This is a genomic window from Leifsonia sp. A12D58 (assembly GCF_047530025.1).
Lineage (GTDB): Bacteria > Actinomycetota > Actinomycetes > Actinomycetales > Microbacteriaceae > Cryobacterium.
This window is the reverse complement of sequence record NZ_JBLJAT010000001.1, coordinates 1,058,547-1,072,746: the sequence shown is the minus strand read 5'-3', so window position 1 is coordinate 1,072,746 and position 14,200 is coordinate 1,058,547. Positions and strand designations below refer to the sequence as shown.

Sequence of the window (14,200 nt, the reverse complement as noted above, 5' to 3'; positions counted from 1 at the left end):
AGGCGAATTCGGGTGAGAATCCGACAAGGTTTGCGCCGGCGTTCTGCTGCCATTCAGCGACGACTGGAGCAGTCCTAGGCTGGTGACATGACTGAGCAGCGCGGCAACACAGCATTCAGACGCCTGGTGATCATGCGGCATGCCAAGTCGGACTGGCCGCCAGGTGTGCAGGATCACGACAGGCCCTTGAACGATCGTGGCCGGCAGGAGGCTCCGCTGGCCGGCGCGTGGCTGCACGAGAACGGATGTGTGCCCGACCTCGTCGTTAGTTCATCCGCGGTTCGCACGCGGCAGACCTGCGAACTCGTCTGCAGTGAGCTCGGCGATGCCGCTCCCGCGCCGCAGCTCGACGATGCGCTCTATGCTGCATCCGCACCCCGGATGCTGTCGATCGTCAACCATGTGCCCGACTCGGTGCAGACCCTGCTGGTGATCGCGCATATGCCTGGCGTGCAGGAGTTGGCGATGCATCTGGCATCCAGCGATTCAGACCCAGATGCCTACCAGCGGGCGGCCGAGCATGTTCCGACGAGCGCGCTGATGGTGTTCGAGGTGGACAAGCCATGGGGCGAGCTCGACGGGTATGACGCCAAGCTCGTGAACTTCGTCAAACCTCGGTAAGTGGGTCGTGGCCGCGTCTTTAGTTTGCTGCGATGAACGCTTCGAGCGCTGCAGCGTCATTGACTGCGCCGGGGAAGCTCTTGCCATTCACCAGTACGGTGGGCGTGCCCTTGACGGCTTCGATGTCTGCGCCCTCGATCGGACCTGAAAGCGCCTTGTCGTTCACGCTCTGCACCCAGGTAATGTAGGTGCCGGCGTTGACGCAATCTGCGACATCCGTTGCCCCGACCTTCTCGGCGATCGAGATGAGTTCGTCATCGGTCAGGCCGTCCGAGTTTTCTTTGGGCTGCTCGGCGAACAGGGCAGACAGGTACGGCAGCACCAGCTTCTCGTCTGAGGCGGCAACACAGGTCAGTGCGGCGGCGGCCCGGCTGGAGTAGTCGGTACCGTTCGATGCCCGATTGAGAAAGTTCATCGGGTGGATGCGCTGTGTGATCTCGCCTGAATCGACAAGCTCGGTGAGGTTGGCACCGTTGGTCTCTTCGAACACTCCGCAGATCGGGCACATCAGGTCGACGTACACATCAACGACCTTCGCCCCGGTGCCCACCTGCAGGTAGCCATCGTCGAGGTGCGCAGCACCGGCGGTTCCGGTGGCGACGGGCAGTTCTGCACCTGTCACTGCACTGTTGGGAGCGCTGGGTTCGGGTGCGCAGGCAGCCAGGCCCAGGGTGACAACCGAGACGAGCGCGATCGCGGCTGCACTCGACCAGATTCGACGGGAAGTGCTGGACGAGTGAGCCATGATCGGTACGCCTTCGTGGTGTTCGTAGTCTTCGTCGAGCTCGTGATGCGCGTCTACGACGAGATGGTGATTATTAGGACGACGGAGCTGTCTGCGCGATGCGGCCGAGCAGTCCGTTGATGAATCCAGCGGAATCATCGGTCGACAGAGTCTTTGCGGACTCGACTGCTTCATCAATGGCCACGGCGTGCGGCACTGCGTCGTTGAAGAGGATCTCCCAGATGCCGATGCGCAGGATTGCGCGGTCAACGACCGGCATACGCGACAGTGTCCAGCCCTGTGAGTACGTGGTGATCAGCTCGTCGATCTCGTCTGCGTGGTCTACGACCCCGTCGACGATTTCGCGGGCATACAGCCAGGAGGCTGCGCGAGACGGTTCGCTCGCGGCCCGCTCGGCCTCGTTTGCCAGGGACTGCGCGACAGTGATCTGTCGTACATCCGCTGCGTACAGGATGTCGAGCGCGCGCTTACGTGCTTTGGTGCGGGCGCTCACTAGTTGACGCGGCCGAGGTAGTCACCGGTGCGGGTGTCAACCTTGACCTTGGTTCCGGTTTCGAGGAACAAAGGCACCTGGATCTGGTAGCCGGTTTCAACCGTCGCGGGCTTGGTGCCACCGGTCGAGCGGTCGCCCTGCAGGCCAGGCTCTGTGTAGGTGATCTCAAGCACGACTGATGCCGGCAGCTCCACGTACAGCGGGTTGCCGTCGTTGAGCGCAACGGTGACCATCTGGTTCTCAAGCATGAAGTTAGCTGCGTCACCGACGACTGCTGCGGGGACCGACAGCTGGTCGTAGTCAGAGACGTCCATGAATACATAGGAGTCGCCATCCGCGTACAGGTACTGGTAGTCGCGGCGGTCGACGTTCTCGGTCTCGATCTTCGCACCGGCGTTGTAGGTGCGGTCAACGGTCTTGCCGCTGACGACGTTCTTCAGTTTGGTGCGCACGAAGGCGCCGCCCTTGCCCGGCTTCACGTGCTGGAACTCGATGACGGTCCAGAGCTGGCCGTCAATCTTCAGTACGACGCCATTTTTGATGTCGGCGGTAGATGCCATGAAAGGGTGATCCATTCGATTAGGAAAGATATGGTCAGAAACGACCTCAAACGAGTGTAGTTGCAGGGTGGCCGGGAGCCAAAGCCAAGCAATACGGCTGAGGCCGGGGAAACTACTGCAGTCGCACGAGGTAGTCCAGTGCCAGCCGGTATGAGTCAAAGCCGAAGCCGGCGATGACTCCGGTCGCGATCTCGCTGATGACGCTGTTGTGCCTGAACGACTCACGCGCGTGCGGGTTGGAGATGTGCACCTCGATGAGCGGAGTGCCGCCCTTGGTCACCTGGGTGGCCGCATCCCGCAGTGCATAGCTGTAGTGAGTGAAAGCCGCGGGGTTCAGGATGACCGGGGTCTTGCTGTCGGCCGCCCCGTGCAGCCAGTGCATGAGCTCGGCCTCATCGTCTGTCTGGCGCAGGTCGATGGTGACATCATCCGGCGCTTCGGCGACAAGGTATGCGCGCAGGTCTTCAAGGTTGGCCGCACCATAGACATCGGGTTCGCGGCTACCGAGACGGCCGAGGTTCGGGCCGTTGAGGACGAGAATTGTGCGCATTCTCCCAGCCTAGTGAGTGCGACGGCTGCAATTGCGGTGTAGGTGGGTGGCCGTGCCACCTAGGCATCACGCGACAGTTTCGCTATCCGACGCACCGCTGAACGCAGCTCGACCAACAACGTGTCGTGGCCAGCACGTGTGCGTTCACTCAGCCGTCCGATGATCAGTCCGTACACAAAGGTATCTTCGCTGACTGCGCGTGCTTGCCTGGCCACCACCATCACATGCTCAGAGAAGAGCAGCCGGTCGCGGTGTGCGCCGAGGGCAGACACCACCGGTTTCGCCGTCGCTGCGATCCTCCGCAACTTCTTACTCGGGTGCCAATACCTTCCCTTTTTTCCGGCGGATGATGCGTCGGCAAGCACCGAGATCGAGTAGCGCAGGCGGCGCAACGCCTTGCGAGCCTCATGCAGCGCAGCCTCGCGATCGCTGTCAGACGCCTGGGCGGCATCCGCTGTGGCATGCGCCACCGTCACCTGCTTGCGGACGGCTGCGACCAACACGGTGTCGGCCGGACGACAGGCACGCTTCCGAAGTGGCGGATGTGCAACGAATTCGTCTAAGCCGTCGAGCAACCGGGCATACCGTCTTCCGTCGAGCACTTGGCGCAACGTCGCCAGTGCTGCGGCGTAGTCGCGGCGGTCGGCGTCGACCAGGCGGATCCACGCCGACTCATCGTCAATCGGAATCAACTGGAGCTCGCGGGCCGCACGACTCCGGCGCACTTCGACGTCTCGCGCGACACCGAGCATCCGGCCCAGCCACTGCAACTCCGCCCGAAGCTGCGCCACCGGAGCGTGAGCGAAGAGCGATCGATAGGTGGCGAGCAGGCTGCGCAACTGGCGGGTGATTCGCCGCATGTCGTGGACCGCGTCGGATCCCTGGATCGCCCGAGCGGCGCGCACAGCCGGGTCGGCACCGTTCAGCCCGATGACTAGCCCACGCATCGCTGTCACAACGACGGTTGCTGCACTCGTGGCATCCAGCTTCGACAACGGGTCATACGAGTCACCTTCGTTCGCCGCCCTGCTCGATGCAGCCATCGCTCCCCCAAAGGATGCATGCCGAAAAACCCCCGGCTACGCACCATTGAACCCCTGCGGCCGCCCACAGTGAATGCGTTCGAGCAGAGTAGCCCGATGAATCTCCCAGAGTGCCGCACGTAAACTCGCACTATGAGAATTGCGGCTGCGACAGTATTACTCGTGGGTGCTCTCGCGCTCACCGGATGCACCGCTGCCGGCGCCGACAGCGCTTCTGGCACGCCCGCACCCACCACAGCAAACACCGATTCGCCGGACGCGTCGTCGTCTGAAGCCACAGTGGTGTCGTCAGTGACCGCAATTGTGCCGACCGACCTGAATGAAGAGACCATCAGCGCCGAAACGACGCGCATCGCTGCGGCCGTACAAGCCCTCATCGACCCAGCCCTCATCATCAATGTCGACGACCACGCGCAGTTCGTCGACAAGACAGAGAGCGTTGGCCGCTACTACGGCATCCTGCGCCCGATCACCCTGGAACCATCAGTTGATGCGGTGCGGGCGGCAACCGAGATCGTCTCGATCCTCGAGTCATCTGGCTGGATAAACCGAGATGTCGCAACCGAGGCCGATCCGTTCCTCAGCGGACTCGTCAGCAGCAAGGACGACGCAACGTCGTGGTTCCTGGCCATCGTCGGCGACACATCGGTCGCTGGCCAGTCAGTGCTCTCAATCCAGTTGGCCAGCCCCGACATTCCCTAGGGCTCGGTAATGCGGCGCGCTCCAGGGCTTGTGCCCACGCAACGCATACCGAATGCTTGAAGCAATTCGGGCATCCGTTTCGGAGCTCGTTGCCGACCACCAGGGAGCGCACATGACAGAGCAGTCACCGGCCAGGGTCGCGGTGTATCTCGACTTCGACAACATCGTGATCTCCCGCTACAACCAACTACACGGACGTAATCAGTTTTCCCGTGACAAGGTGCGCGATCACCTGGTCGCCAACCCCGAGTCCGATCCCGAGATCACAAAACGGATGCGTCTGGCCACCGTCGACATCGGCGCCATCCTCGACTACGCCTCCTCATTTGGCTCGATCGTGATCAGCCGGGCATATGCCGACTGGTCGGCGGCCGTGAATGCCGGCTACCAGAAGCAGCTCATCGGGCGGGCAGTGGACCTGACCCAGCTGTTTCCGACGGTGACGTCGCTGAAGAACGGTGCAGACATCCGCTTGGCCGTCGATGTCGTTGAAGACATATTCCGACTGGACGAACTCACCCACGTGGTGATCGTGGCCGGCGATTCTGACTACATCCCGCTAGCTCAGCGCTGCAAGCGGCTCGGTCGTTACGTCGTGGGAATCGGCGTGGCTGGCGCGACAAGCACCTCCCTCGCTGCAGCCTGCGATGAGTTCGCCGACTATGACGACCTGCCAGGTGTGACGGATGCCGCCACCATCCTCGCCAAGGCGGAGGTCGCTGCGAGCAGGCACCCTGCGAAGGTTGAAACGGATGCTGACACAGCCACCGCTGCCGGGGCGAAGGCACAGAAAGCAGCGACCGACCTGCTCGTTCGAGCGCTCACGCTGCTGGACAAGAACGACCGCGAGTGGCAATTCGCCGCCGAGGTGAAACCACAGATGCAGCGGATGGATCCGACATTCCAGGAGCGGGCACTGGGTTTTTCACAGTTCTACGACTTCGTGAAATCCCGCAACGATGTGGTCGAGCTCGATGATCAGAGCCCGTCGGGAGCCAGACGGCTGCGACTGCGTAAGTCGCGGTAGTTGCCGAAAATCAGTGCAGTACGCGGTAATTCACGTGGGTGACCAGGCTGCTGCTCGTCGAGCTGACCTGCTCAAGTTTCACGTCGGCGACGCCGTCGAACAGTCGCTCGCCTGCACCGAGCACGGCGGGTGCGATGTGCAGGCGCAGTTCGTCGATCAGTCCGGCCTTCAGGTACTGCCGTGCCGTGTTCGCGCCACCGGCGATCGATACGTTGCGTTCCCCCGCGGCGGCCCGCGCCTGCGTCATCGCCGACTCGATGCCATCCGTCACGAAGAAAAACGTTGTACCCCCGATCATCAACATCGGGTCACGCGGGTAGTGGGTGAGCACAAAGACGGGCCCGTGATAGGGCGGGTCAGCACCCCACCAGCCGGTCCAGTCTTCATCCCAGTCATCGCGCCCCGGGCTGAACATGTTGCGCCCCATGATGAACGCGCCGGCATCGACGATCGATTCGATGACCGCAGCGTTCTCGTCGGGCTGCTCAAACATCCAGCGGGACAGCTGATCGCCGCCCACTCCCATCGGATGCTCCAGGCTCTGGTTCGGCCCGGCCGAAAACCCATCGACAGAGATCGCGATGTCACAGATCACCAGGCCCATGGCCCCCTCCTTCTGCATCGAAGCGCCGGTCTAAGTTGGCCAGGAGTTCACGTTCCTCGCTATCAGTGAGCCCGGCCCCATGCGGCCCGCTCTCCACTTTGGCACGTTCCCAGTCGAGAGTGTCGGCAAGCGTGTCAGCGAGCGGCCGCAACACAAGCCCGGCGGCCATAGCCCGCGCATTCGAGCGCGCATTCATGCCGTACCAGGATCGATCGGCGAGCCAGAGCGGCAGGGATCGCGCACCTGACCATTCGCCGACACCACGATCAGTGAGCCAGTCCTCCGGCGCATGCACGATGGAGCCGGTGTGACCGGCGACAGCTCTGGCCACACTGAGGTGCTCAGGGAAAAGAACCGGTGTACCCGCGGCGTTGAACACCCCAGTGGGTCCGCCCTCTGCCCGCTGCACGAGCCAGGCGGCCAGGTCGCGCACGTCGATGATGGCTGTCGGTAATTCAGCCGCATCCGGCGCGAGCACTGCGCCGTCGTCGCTTGCAGGATGGGCGAATCGCCAGGGCCAGTATCCGCTTCGGCCGCTGGCGTCCCCCGGTCCCCCGATGAGACCCGCCCGCGCGATCACCGTGCGGTCACTGCCGAAGCCCGCCACGACAGCGTTCTCGCAGGCAACTTTCGCGGCACCATAGTCATCCATCGACGCCATCACGTCGGCGTCCAAGGGGTCGAGAGTGGGTGCATCCTCATCCTGGCCGACTTCCTCCTGGGAGGCATATGCGTTGCCGCTGGACACGAAGATATAGCGATTCGCTACCGGCTCGAGGTCTCGAACCGCACGTCGAACCTGCCCGGGTTGCCTGGAGACGTCGACGACTGCATCCCACAGCTCGCCGCTGACGGATGCCAGTGCGTCGTCACGGTCTCGGTCGGCACGAACCACTACCGTGCCAGGGGCAACATCAGTTCCCCGAGCGAGGCAGGTCACGTCGTGTCCGGCGGCAATGGCCGTCGTCGCGATCGTACGCCCCAGCCAGGCTGTGCCGCCGAGGATCAGGATTTTCATAGCGGCTGTCCTACGAAGCTGACTGTCTCGAAGTGCTCGACCAACGGAAATGGGTCATAGAAGGGATGAAGGAGCGCACGCCACTCTTGATATTCCGGGGAGCCCCTGAACCCCTCCGTGTGGTCTTCCAGGCGCGTCCAGCTCACGAGCAGCAGGTACATATTCGGCCGCTCCATGCACCGCGACAGGGTCAGCCCGGCAAAGCCAGGCATCGACGCGATAATGGAGCGCGCACGTGAAAACGCCGCTTCGAACTGTTCCTCCTGCCCACTTATGACGGGCAGCAGGGCATGTTCTGTGATCATCGCCCCACTATGGCAGCGATGTGCGGCGTGCAGCCAGCGTTGTTTAGCTCGCCCCGGCTCGCACGCCTTTCTCCACGCGGTCGCCGATGTTCTGGTCGATGTTCCGCCAGTACGCGAATGCACGCACAAGCACCGGTTCCGTGACCCCGTCGAGCAGGTGCCCAACGACGTTGCTGACAAGCCGGTCCCGCGCTGCGTCATCCATCACGTCTCGCACGAGAGTGCCCGGCTGGCCCCAGTCATCGTCATCGCGGTGGAGGGACGCGGCCGTGCGAACCAGATCACCGTCGGCATACCAGACTGCCGCCTCGCCAAAGCGCTCGGTATCGGCAACCGGCCCACCCTTCGAGTTCGGCACGTAGACCGGATCCCCCGGATTGTGATGACGCATGGCCCCGTCTTTGGAGTACGACCGAACTTCAGCCGCGTGCGGCGTATTGACCGGGATCTCGTTGTAGTTGGTGCCGATCCGGGCCCTGTGGGCATCGGCATACGAGAATATCCGTGCCTGCAGCATCCGGTCGGGGCTGGCACCGATGCCAGGGACGAGGTTGTTCACGTCGAACGCCGCCTCCTCGATTTGGGTGTGATAGTCGTCGGGATTTCGGTTGAGGGTCATCTTTCCGACTTCGATGAGCGGGTAGTCCTTTTGCGAGATGGACTTAGTCAGGTCGAACGGGTTGAAGCGATAGTCCTTGGCTTCGGCGAAGGGCATGATCTGCATCTTCAGCGTCCAGGTCGGATAGTCACCGCCTTCGATCGCTCTGTGCAGATCACGCGTGTGGTAGTCGCCGTCGATGCCGGCCAACGCATCCGCTTCAGCCTGCGGGATGAACTCGATGCCCTGGTCAGTCTTGAAGTGATAGCGCACCCAGAACTTTTCACCCGTCGCGTTGACCCACATGTAGGTGTGGCTTGAATAGCCGTTCATGTGACGCCAGTTGCGCGGGATGCCCCGGTCACCCATCAGCCAGGTAACCTGATGCGCCGATTCCGGCGACAGAGTCCAGTAATCCCACTGCATGTCGTGGTCGCGCATGTTGGTGTCAGCGCGGCGCTTCTGCGACCGGATGAAATCCATGAACTTCATCGGATCCTTCATGAAGAAGACCGGGGTGTTGTTGCCGACCATGTCGTAGTTGCCGAACGCGGTGTAGAACTTGATCGCAAACCCGCGCGGATCACGCCAGGTGTCGGGGCTGCCGCGCTCGCCAGCAACGGTGGAGAACCTGATGAGCAGATCGGTCTTGCGCCCCGGCTGAAACAGATCGGCCTTGGTGTACGCGCTGACATCATTGGTCACCTCAAAATGGCCGAATGCGCCGGCGCCCTTTGCATGCGGCTGCCGTTCAGGCACCCGCTCACGGTTGAACTGGGCCATCTTCTCGAGGAGATAGTGGTCGTGCAGAATAATCGGCCCATCGGGGCCGACAGTCAACGAGTGTTCGTCGCTGGCTACCGGAATACCGGCACTGGTCGTGGTGAAGTTCTCGTCTGACATAGTTTCCCCATTCGCTCGAAATGCGCCCTTCCAGAACCTGAAAGGGATCGGCGGGTTACCGGCAGAGGCCGTCACACGAGCGGATCATCCGAGAGTGGTTTCTCAACCAGCAATTCCATCTGACTCCCGCCGTGTCGATGGGGTCAAGGAGACTCTGCAACATCACAGGCTGGCGCAACAACTTTGTGAGGGGCGGTCCCACGTTCTCTGGGCCCGTCGAGCCGAGGTTCTCTGGGCCCGTCGAGCCGAGCTGAGCCGTCAGCTCACACTGAATCTGTCAGGGACGTATCTTCGTGTATTCGGCCAATGCACTCACGACCGGAGCCACCGGCCCCAGGTCGACGACGGCGCTGCCTGCGGCCCGTTCTGCGATAGCAGGGGCGAGTGCCGCGAGTGCACGACGTGCAGCCGAGAGGTGCCCGGTCTCGAGTGCGGCGTGGGCGACCAGGACCCACGTCGCTTCGAGCATCAAGTCGGAGGGCGGCTCAGGGATGGTGTCGAGGGCAGCGGATGCCTCGTCATCGTGACCAGATCGAGCGAGCAGCAGCGGCCTCGTCCATGGCTCGTACGGGCCGAAGTCACCGTCGGGCAACGCGGCACCAGCGCGCAGCGCTGAGGTCAGCTCTGCGAATGCGGCCAGGCCGTTGGCGAAGCCCGGCATCTCCGAACCCGATGGTGGAGTCGTCGGTAAAGTCGTCGGTGGAGTCGTCGCCGCGCCCATGAAGACATGGCGGAACCACGCCGTGAAGACCCGTGCCAGCGGACGCTCGTGCTGTCGAGCAAGTTCATCGATCGTGTCGGCTTCACGAGCCGCTCCTGGCATGTCATCGCGTGCGCACAGCGCCTGCATTCGGATCAGGTGTCCGTGAATCTCAAAGGTCGGCAGCTCAGCGGCCTGCGCCGTCGCGACGAGTTCGTCTGCGATCCCTTCCCTGATGGCAGACAGTCCTGCGACGTCGAAGCTCTGCATGTAGAGCGCGCTCAGGGCGAAGCACAGCAGTTGGGGGTCGCCGAGTCTTCGAGCGACGCGCTCAGCTTCGCGGGCTTCCTCGCCCCTGTTCGCTGTTCCGCGCGACTCCATTGCCACCGTCGCGAGTAACCGAGCCCGCAGACGGTCAGAGCCCTCAGGAGGAAGAGTGGCGAGTGCGCGGAGAGCGGCGTCAACAACAACGGCCGACTGGACTGGATCATCGGAACGAGTCCACACTCCTGGGACATCAAAGCTGCTGATCACCCGAGCGGCAAATTCCGCATCGCCCAGGTCTTCCGCAGCGCGGATGGTCTCTCCGCGCTGCTCTGCGGCGAACGCTAGTCCGCCAGACACGGCAAGTCCGGCGAGGAGGGCGCTGGTGCCCTCAAGCTGGGCACGAGCACCGACAGTGACGTGAGCAGCCGCCGTGCGCAGGAGAATTGATTCGTTTCGTTTGGGTGCGTCCAGAATCGGATCCTGGCGCAGGATGTTTCGTTCCAGCTCTGCGAGCCGCGTGCCGGGCTCCAACCCGAGTGCCCCTGCCAGATGAGCGCGGGCCTGGCGGAGTACCGCGAGGGCTTCACCTGGCCGCTCGCTACGGTAGAGGGCGAGAGCGAGTAGCCGCCATCCGCCCTCTCGCCATGGATAGGTCACAACGTGCTCGTCGAGCAACGGCGCGACTTCTGCGGGTCGCCCGAGAGCAAGGCGGGCATCGGCAAGCCGTTCAACGGCGTCTGCGCGCAGTGCGTCCAAGCGAGCACGCTCTGAGTGCGCCCACGGCCTGCTGCCGAACTCGGCAAATGCCGCTCCGCGCCATTCGCTCATGGCTGCCGAAAGCTGCAGTTCTGCACTCTCCGGAGACGCGCGCATCGACTCGCCATACGCCCGCTCAGTACGCCACATGTCAACGCCGTCCACCGGCAGGCGCAGCGCATATCCATTGCCAACCGTGACGAGCACGCTTGGCGCCGCACGCGCTGGCCGATCCGGCTCAATGACGCGGCGAAGCTCGCCGATGAACGTCCGTACCGCTCCAACCGCGCCCGCTTCGGGGTCATCCCAGAGTTCGTCAATCAGCCAGCGCGTCGATACCGCGTTGCCGTGTCTCGATACGAGTAGCCCCAGGATTTCCCGGTTCCGCGACTTCGAAATTCGGAGCGGGGTTTCGTCGATCTCGGCCTCGATAGGGCCAAGAACACGAATCTTGAGCTCGCTCACCTGACCACCTTAGCTCGCTGCAACTGCGGGCTGATCGGGCGCTGATTGACGAGCCCCATTGTGGACGCAGTGCCAATTTCCCACACATTACAAGGAGCTCCCATGACCATCACCCTTCCGAATTTCGACTACCGTCGGGTTCCCGTTGCCGACGGCGTCTCAGTGAGTGTTGCCGTCGCAGGTACCGGCCCGACTGTCGTTCTGCTGCATGGTTTTCCAGAGACCCACCTGATGTGGCGGCACGTCGCCGCCGACCTGGCCACAGACCACACGGTCATCTGCCCCGACCTTCGGGGATATGGTGCCAGCGACAAGCCGGACGAGTCATCAGAGGACACCTACTCGAAGCGCACCATGGGCGCCGACGTTGTTGAAGTCGCTCGCGCATTGGGACACGAAACGTTCGCACTTGCGGGTCACGACAGGGGTGCACTCGTCGCGATCAGGGCCGCCCTCGACCACCCAGGCACCATCACACACCTCCTGTCCCTCGACGTGCTGACCACGCTCGACATGTGGAGCATTCTGGGCGGCGCAGACGCGAAAGTTGCTTGGCATCTCTACCTCATGGCGCAGCCGGCAGGAGTGGCCGAACCCATGATCGAGGCGACGGCCGACAACTTTTTCGGCACGTTCATCGACGACTGGGTTGCCAACCCGGACGCTATTCCTGCCGAGTACCGCACCGAGTACCTCCGCGCCTCCCGTGAAGCGATCCCGTCGATCGTTGCTGACTACAGGGCCTCTGCCGGTATCGACCTCCGCCATGATCGCGAGGATCGCGAGGCCGGACGAACTCTCGGAATCCCCGTCACCGTCATTCAGCAGGACTGGGGCACGGCGCTCGGGTACGACGCCGCCGGCCTGTGGGGCGCGTGGGCGTCTGACCTTGACCACCGCACACTCGCGGCAGGCCACTTCATGGCCGAAGAGGCGCCAACCGAGGTGATCAGCGCCCTCCGCGACCTCCTCGCGCGTTAGACGCCACTTGTAGGCAACTGGGGAACGTCTGAAGCGGACCGGGTGAGGTCGTCGGTGGCCCTTGCTAGCGTTGCCACCATGACAACTCATCAGATCACCCTTGGCGCGGTCAACATGGATGCCCAGAATCCGGCCACGCTGGCCGAATTCTGGGCATCCGTTACCGGCGCAGTGCCATCGCCAGGGGGCGACGCGGTTTACCTGCCTCCGGCGTTCCCCGGAGGGTTTGGCATGTTCTTCCAACCCCAAAGCGGTTCGCGCCCCGATCACCAGGGTTCCCACCTGGATTTGACTGTTCCATGGGGATCACGGGAGGCAGAGGTCGAACGTCTTCTCGGTCTCGGTGCCACGCACAAGTGGGATGTCCTCGACGAATTCCCGCACGTGAAGTGGACCACCATGGCCGATCCGGAGGGCAACCTCTTCTGCATCGCAGAACACCCACCCGTGGACTAACTCGGCGGATTGACTGGGCGGGCTCACTCGCTCCTTCGGCGCCGGCAGCCGTCGGTGGCGCTGTGCTCACCCTCGAGGGACGCTGCTCCGCAGGTGTTCCCGCAGGCCGGGGATCGCGAAGCCGATGTGTCCGTACCCAGCTGGTTCGATGAGCCCGGCGGCAATCAGGCGGCCGCGGTAGTTGGCCACCGTGTTGGGCTTAGCACCGAGGCGGTGGCCGATGTCACCAGCGGCGGTTGGCCCATCGTCGATGGACATCGCGCGCAGGAAGTCCAGGTCTTTTCTGGAGGCCGTCGACAGTGCCGCTTCGATCACCGTTCTGGCATTGCGCCGATGGGCCGCGTCGATGGCTCGCTGCACGGCATCTACATCCAATTCTGCAGTGGCCTGCTCTGATTCCTTCCATAGGAAGTACCCGACCAGCTGGATGAGGAATGGATAGCCGCCGGTGGCCGCGGCAGCGCGCTGTACAAGATCGAGAGACAGCGGGAAACCAGCGTCGGCAAACGTCCTGGTGAAAGACGTCTCAACGTCACGGACAGCGGCGGCGTGGAGATCTATCTTGTCCGCACGGCGCAGGAAAGTGGCAACGCCCTCGTTGAGCAGGTCGGACACGGCCGCCGGCAAACCGGCGAACACAAGGCCGATGGGCAGTCCGTCCTGAATGAAGTGTTGAACGTACGCCGCGAGTTGGGCGATCTCTCCCCGATCGGCGGCGTGGATCTCGTCCACGGTGATCACCAGTCCGGTACGGTGCGTGTCGAGGAGAGTGAGGAGGTTTTCACCGGTGATCCGCCAGTCGACCTGCTTCTCAGGGGGCAGCTGCGTTGTCACGCTGAATCCGGCTGCGGCGACCGCCGTGATGCGGCGACTCGGAGGACCGTCACCCAACTCGTCGCGCAGCCTGCGCATGGACTCGCCGATCCTGCCCATGAATCCACGGGTCGCTGTCTCAGAGATGACGGCCCACCCTTGTTCCCTGGCGAGATCGTGGGCAGCGCCGAGCATGACAGTCTTACCGATACCCCGAGCTCCGGTGAAGATAGTCAGCAGCCCTGGCGCGCCAGAACCGAGCCGCAGTCCGTAAGCGAATTCGTCAAGCACGCCGACCCGCCCGATGATCTCAGGCGGTGTCGCGCCTGCTGACGGCTTGAATGGGTTGTTCACGGGATCTCCTTGTGAGCACCAGTGAAGTGGGTGAGTGTTGTGCTGCGTGTGTATCTTGTGAGTCTTGTGTATCTTGTGAGTCTTGTGTATCTTGCCCACCCTACCGCGTGGAGCGCGCTCCCCGGCCAGCCCGGAATCTTGTGCGGGTCCTGATTACCTGATAGGCCTGAGACGTGACCAGGTCACAGCAGGGCGCCGCGGCATCCGCTTGCCGGTAGGTACTCTCAGGAGTTTTCGGA

General features: G+C 63.1%; 16 protein-coding genes. 5 read left to right on the top strand and 11 right to left on the bottom strand.

Annotation, left to right across the window (positions count from 1 at the left end):
• The first annotated feature begins 87 nt into the window (after positions 1-87).
• Complete coding sequence (locus ACMT3I_RS05225) at positions 88-621, top strand: SixA phosphatase family protein (RefSeq protein ID WP_414803370.1); 534 nt, start codon at positions 88-90, stop codon at positions 619-621.
• A gap of 19 nt (positions 622-640) precedes the next feature.
• Here ACMT3I_RS05225 and ACMT3I_RS05220 read toward each other — a convergent pair whose 3' ends face one another.
• The 5 genes from ACMT3I_RS05220 to ACMT3I_RS05200 form a co-directional block, all read right to left on the bottom strand.
• The gene (locus ACMT3I_RS05220) at positions 641-1,366 is read right to left on the bottom strand and encodes a DsbA family protein (protein ID WP_414803369.1); all 726 of its coding nucleotides are present in this window, start codon (positions 1,364-1,366) and stop codon (positions 641-643) included.
• A gap of 73 nt (positions 1,367-1,439) precedes the next feature.
• Positions 1,440-1,859 carry a transcription antitermination factor NusB gene (gene nusB, locus ACMT3I_RS05215; protein ID WP_414803368.1) on the bottom strand — a complete coding sequence of 140 codons (420 nt, stop codon included), beginning with the start codon at positions 1,857-1,859 and terminating at the stop codon, positions 1,440-1,442.
• A complete protein-coding gene (gene efp / locus ACMT3I_RS05210; protein ID WP_414803367.1) occupies positions 1,859-2,419 on the bottom strand; it encodes an elongation factor P in 561 nt (186 codons plus the stop codon). Before efp ends, nusB begins: the two co-directional genes overlap by 1 nt.
• A 112-nt stretch (positions 2,420-2,531) precedes the next feature.
• Positions 2,532-2,969: a type II 3-dehydroquinate dehydratase gene (gene aroQ / locus ACMT3I_RS05205; protein WP_414803366.1), complete on the bottom strand. Its 438-nt coding sequence runs from the start codon at positions 2,967-2,969 to the stop codon at positions 2,532-2,534.
• Between the two features lie 59 nt (positions 2,970-3,028).
• Positions 3,029-4,012 (bottom strand): CHAD domain-containing protein, encoded by a 984-nt coding sequence (locus ACMT3I_RS05200; RefSeq protein ID WP_414803365.1) that lies wholly within the window; start codon positions 4,010-4,012, stop codon positions 3,029-3,031.
• A gap of 132 nt (positions 4,013-4,144) precedes the next feature.
• Between ACMT3I_RS05200 and ACMT3I_RS05195 the strand changes: the two genes are divergently transcribed.
• Positions 4,145-4,714, top strand: a complete 570-nt coding sequence (locus ACMT3I_RS05195) for a hypothetical protein (RefSeq protein WP_414803364.1) — start codon at positions 4,145-4,147, stop codon at positions 4,712-4,714.
• A 52-nt stretch (positions 4,715-4,766) separates the two neighbouring features.
• Positions 4,767-5,741, top strand: coding sequence for an NYN domain-containing protein (locus ACMT3I_RS05190; RefSeq protein ID WP_414803363.1), 975 nt, complete (start codon positions 4,767-4,769; stop codon positions 5,739-5,741).
• A gap of 10 nt (positions 5,742-5,751) precedes the next feature.
• Here the strand turns inward: ACMT3I_RS05190 and ACMT3I_RS05185 are convergent, their stop codons facing one another.
• From ACMT3I_RS05185 to ACMT3I_RS05165, 5 genes are all read right to left on the bottom strand, one after another.
• A complete protein-coding gene (locus tag ACMT3I_RS05185) occupies positions 5,752-6,345 on the bottom strand; it encodes a dihydrofolate reductase family protein (RefSeq protein ID WP_414803362.1) in 594 nt (197 codons plus the stop codon).
• Positions 6,326-7,363: an NAD-dependent epimerase/dehydratase family protein gene (locus tag ACMT3I_RS05180; protein ID WP_414803361.1), complete on the bottom strand. Its 1,038-nt coding sequence runs from the start codon at positions 7,361-7,363 to the stop codon at positions 6,326-6,328. Before ACMT3I_RS05180 ends, ACMT3I_RS05185 begins: the two co-directional genes overlap by 20 nt.
• Complete coding sequence (locus ACMT3I_RS05175; RefSeq protein ID WP_414803360.1) at positions 7,360-7,668, bottom strand: antibiotic biosynthesis monooxygenase family protein; 309 nt, start codon at positions 7,666-7,668, stop codon at positions 7,360-7,362. Before ACMT3I_RS05175 ends, ACMT3I_RS05180 begins: the two co-directional genes overlap by 4 nt.
• A 43-nt stretch (positions 7,669-7,711) precedes the next feature.
• Entirely contained in the window at positions 7,712-9,169 is a 1,458-nt protein-coding gene (locus ACMT3I_RS05170; RefSeq protein WP_414803359.1) for a catalase, read from the bottom strand.
• 277 nt (positions 9,170-9,446) lie between these two features.
• The gene (locus tag ACMT3I_RS05165; RefSeq protein ID WP_414803358.1) at positions 9,447-11,357 is read right to left on the bottom strand and encodes a BTAD domain-containing putative transcriptional regulator; all 1,911 of its coding nucleotides are present in this window, start codon (positions 11,355-11,357) and stop codon (positions 9,447-9,449) included.
• 102 nt (positions 11,358-11,459) lie between these two features.
• Here ACMT3I_RS05165 and ACMT3I_RS05160 point away from each other — a divergent pair, with 102 nt between their 5' ends.
• Complete coding sequence (locus ACMT3I_RS05160; RefSeq protein WP_414803357.1) at positions 11,460-12,338, top strand: alpha/beta fold hydrolase; 879 nt, start codon at positions 11,460-11,462, stop codon at positions 12,336-12,338.
• Between the two features lie 78 nt (positions 12,339-12,416).
• Positions 12,417-12,794 (top strand): VOC family protein, encoded by a 378-nt coding sequence (locus ACMT3I_RS05155; RefSeq protein WP_414803356.1) that lies wholly within the window; start codon positions 12,417-12,419, stop codon positions 12,792-12,794.
• A gap of 66 nt (positions 12,795-12,860) precedes the next feature.
• Here the strand turns inward: ACMT3I_RS05155 and ACMT3I_RS05150 are convergent, their stop codons facing one another.
• Positions 12,861-13,961: an ATP-binding protein gene (locus ACMT3I_RS05150; protein WP_414803355.1), complete on the bottom strand. Its 1,101-nt coding sequence runs from the start codon at positions 13,959-13,961 to the stop codon at positions 12,861-12,863.
• Positions 13,962-14,200 lie beyond the last annotated feature (239 nt).

Coding starts and splice junctions, on each gene's coding strand:
- ACMT3I_RS05170 (WP_414803359.1), bottom strand. CDS start 9,169: ATGTCAGACGAGAACTTCACCACGACCAGTGCCGGTATTCCGGTAGCC.
- ACMT3I_RS05160 (WP_414803357.1), top strand. CDS start 11,460: ATGACCATCACCCTTCCGAATTTCGACTACCGTCGGGTTCCCGTTGCC.
- aroQ (WP_414803366.1), bottom strand. CDS start 2,969: ATGCGCACAATTCTCGTCCTCAACGGCCCGAACCTCGGCCGTCTCGGT.
- ACMT3I_RS05225 (WP_414803370.1), top strand. CDS start 88: ATGACTGAGCAGCGCGGCAACACAGCATTCAGACGCCTGGTGATCATG.
- ACMT3I_RS05190 (WP_414803363.1), top strand. CDS start 4,767: ATGCTTGAAGCAATTCGGGCATCCGTTTCGGAGCTCGTTGCCGACCAC.
- ACMT3I_RS05185 (WP_414803362.1), bottom strand. CDS start 6,345: ATGGGCCTGGTGATCTGTGACATCGCGATCTCTGTCGATGGGTTTTCG.
- efp (WP_414803367.1), bottom strand. CDS start 2,419: ATGGCATCTACCGCCGACATCAAAAATGGCGTCGTACTGAAGATTGAC.
- ACMT3I_RS05175 (WP_414803360.1), bottom strand. CDS start 7,668: ATGATCACAGAACATGCCCTGCTGCCCGTCATAAGTGGGCAGGAGGAA.
- ACMT3I_RS05195 (WP_414803364.1), top strand. CDS start 4,145: ATGAGAATTGCGGCTGCGACAGTATTACTCGTGGGTGCTCTCGCGCTC.
- ACMT3I_RS05220 (WP_414803369.1), bottom strand. CDS start 1,366: ATGGCTCACTCGTCCAGCACTTCCCGTCGAATCTGGTCGAGTGCAGCC.
- ACMT3I_RS05180 (WP_414803361.1), bottom strand. CDS start 7,363: ATGAAAATCCTGATCCTCGGCGGCACAGCCTGGCTGGGGCGTACGATC.
- ACMT3I_RS05200 (WP_414803365.1), bottom strand. CDS start 4,012: ATGGCTGCATCGAGCAGGGCGGCGAACGAAGGTGACTCGTATGACCCG.
- ACMT3I_RS05155 (WP_414803356.1), top strand. CDS start 12,417: ATGACAACTCATCAGATCACCCTTGGCGCGGTCAACATGGATGCCCAG.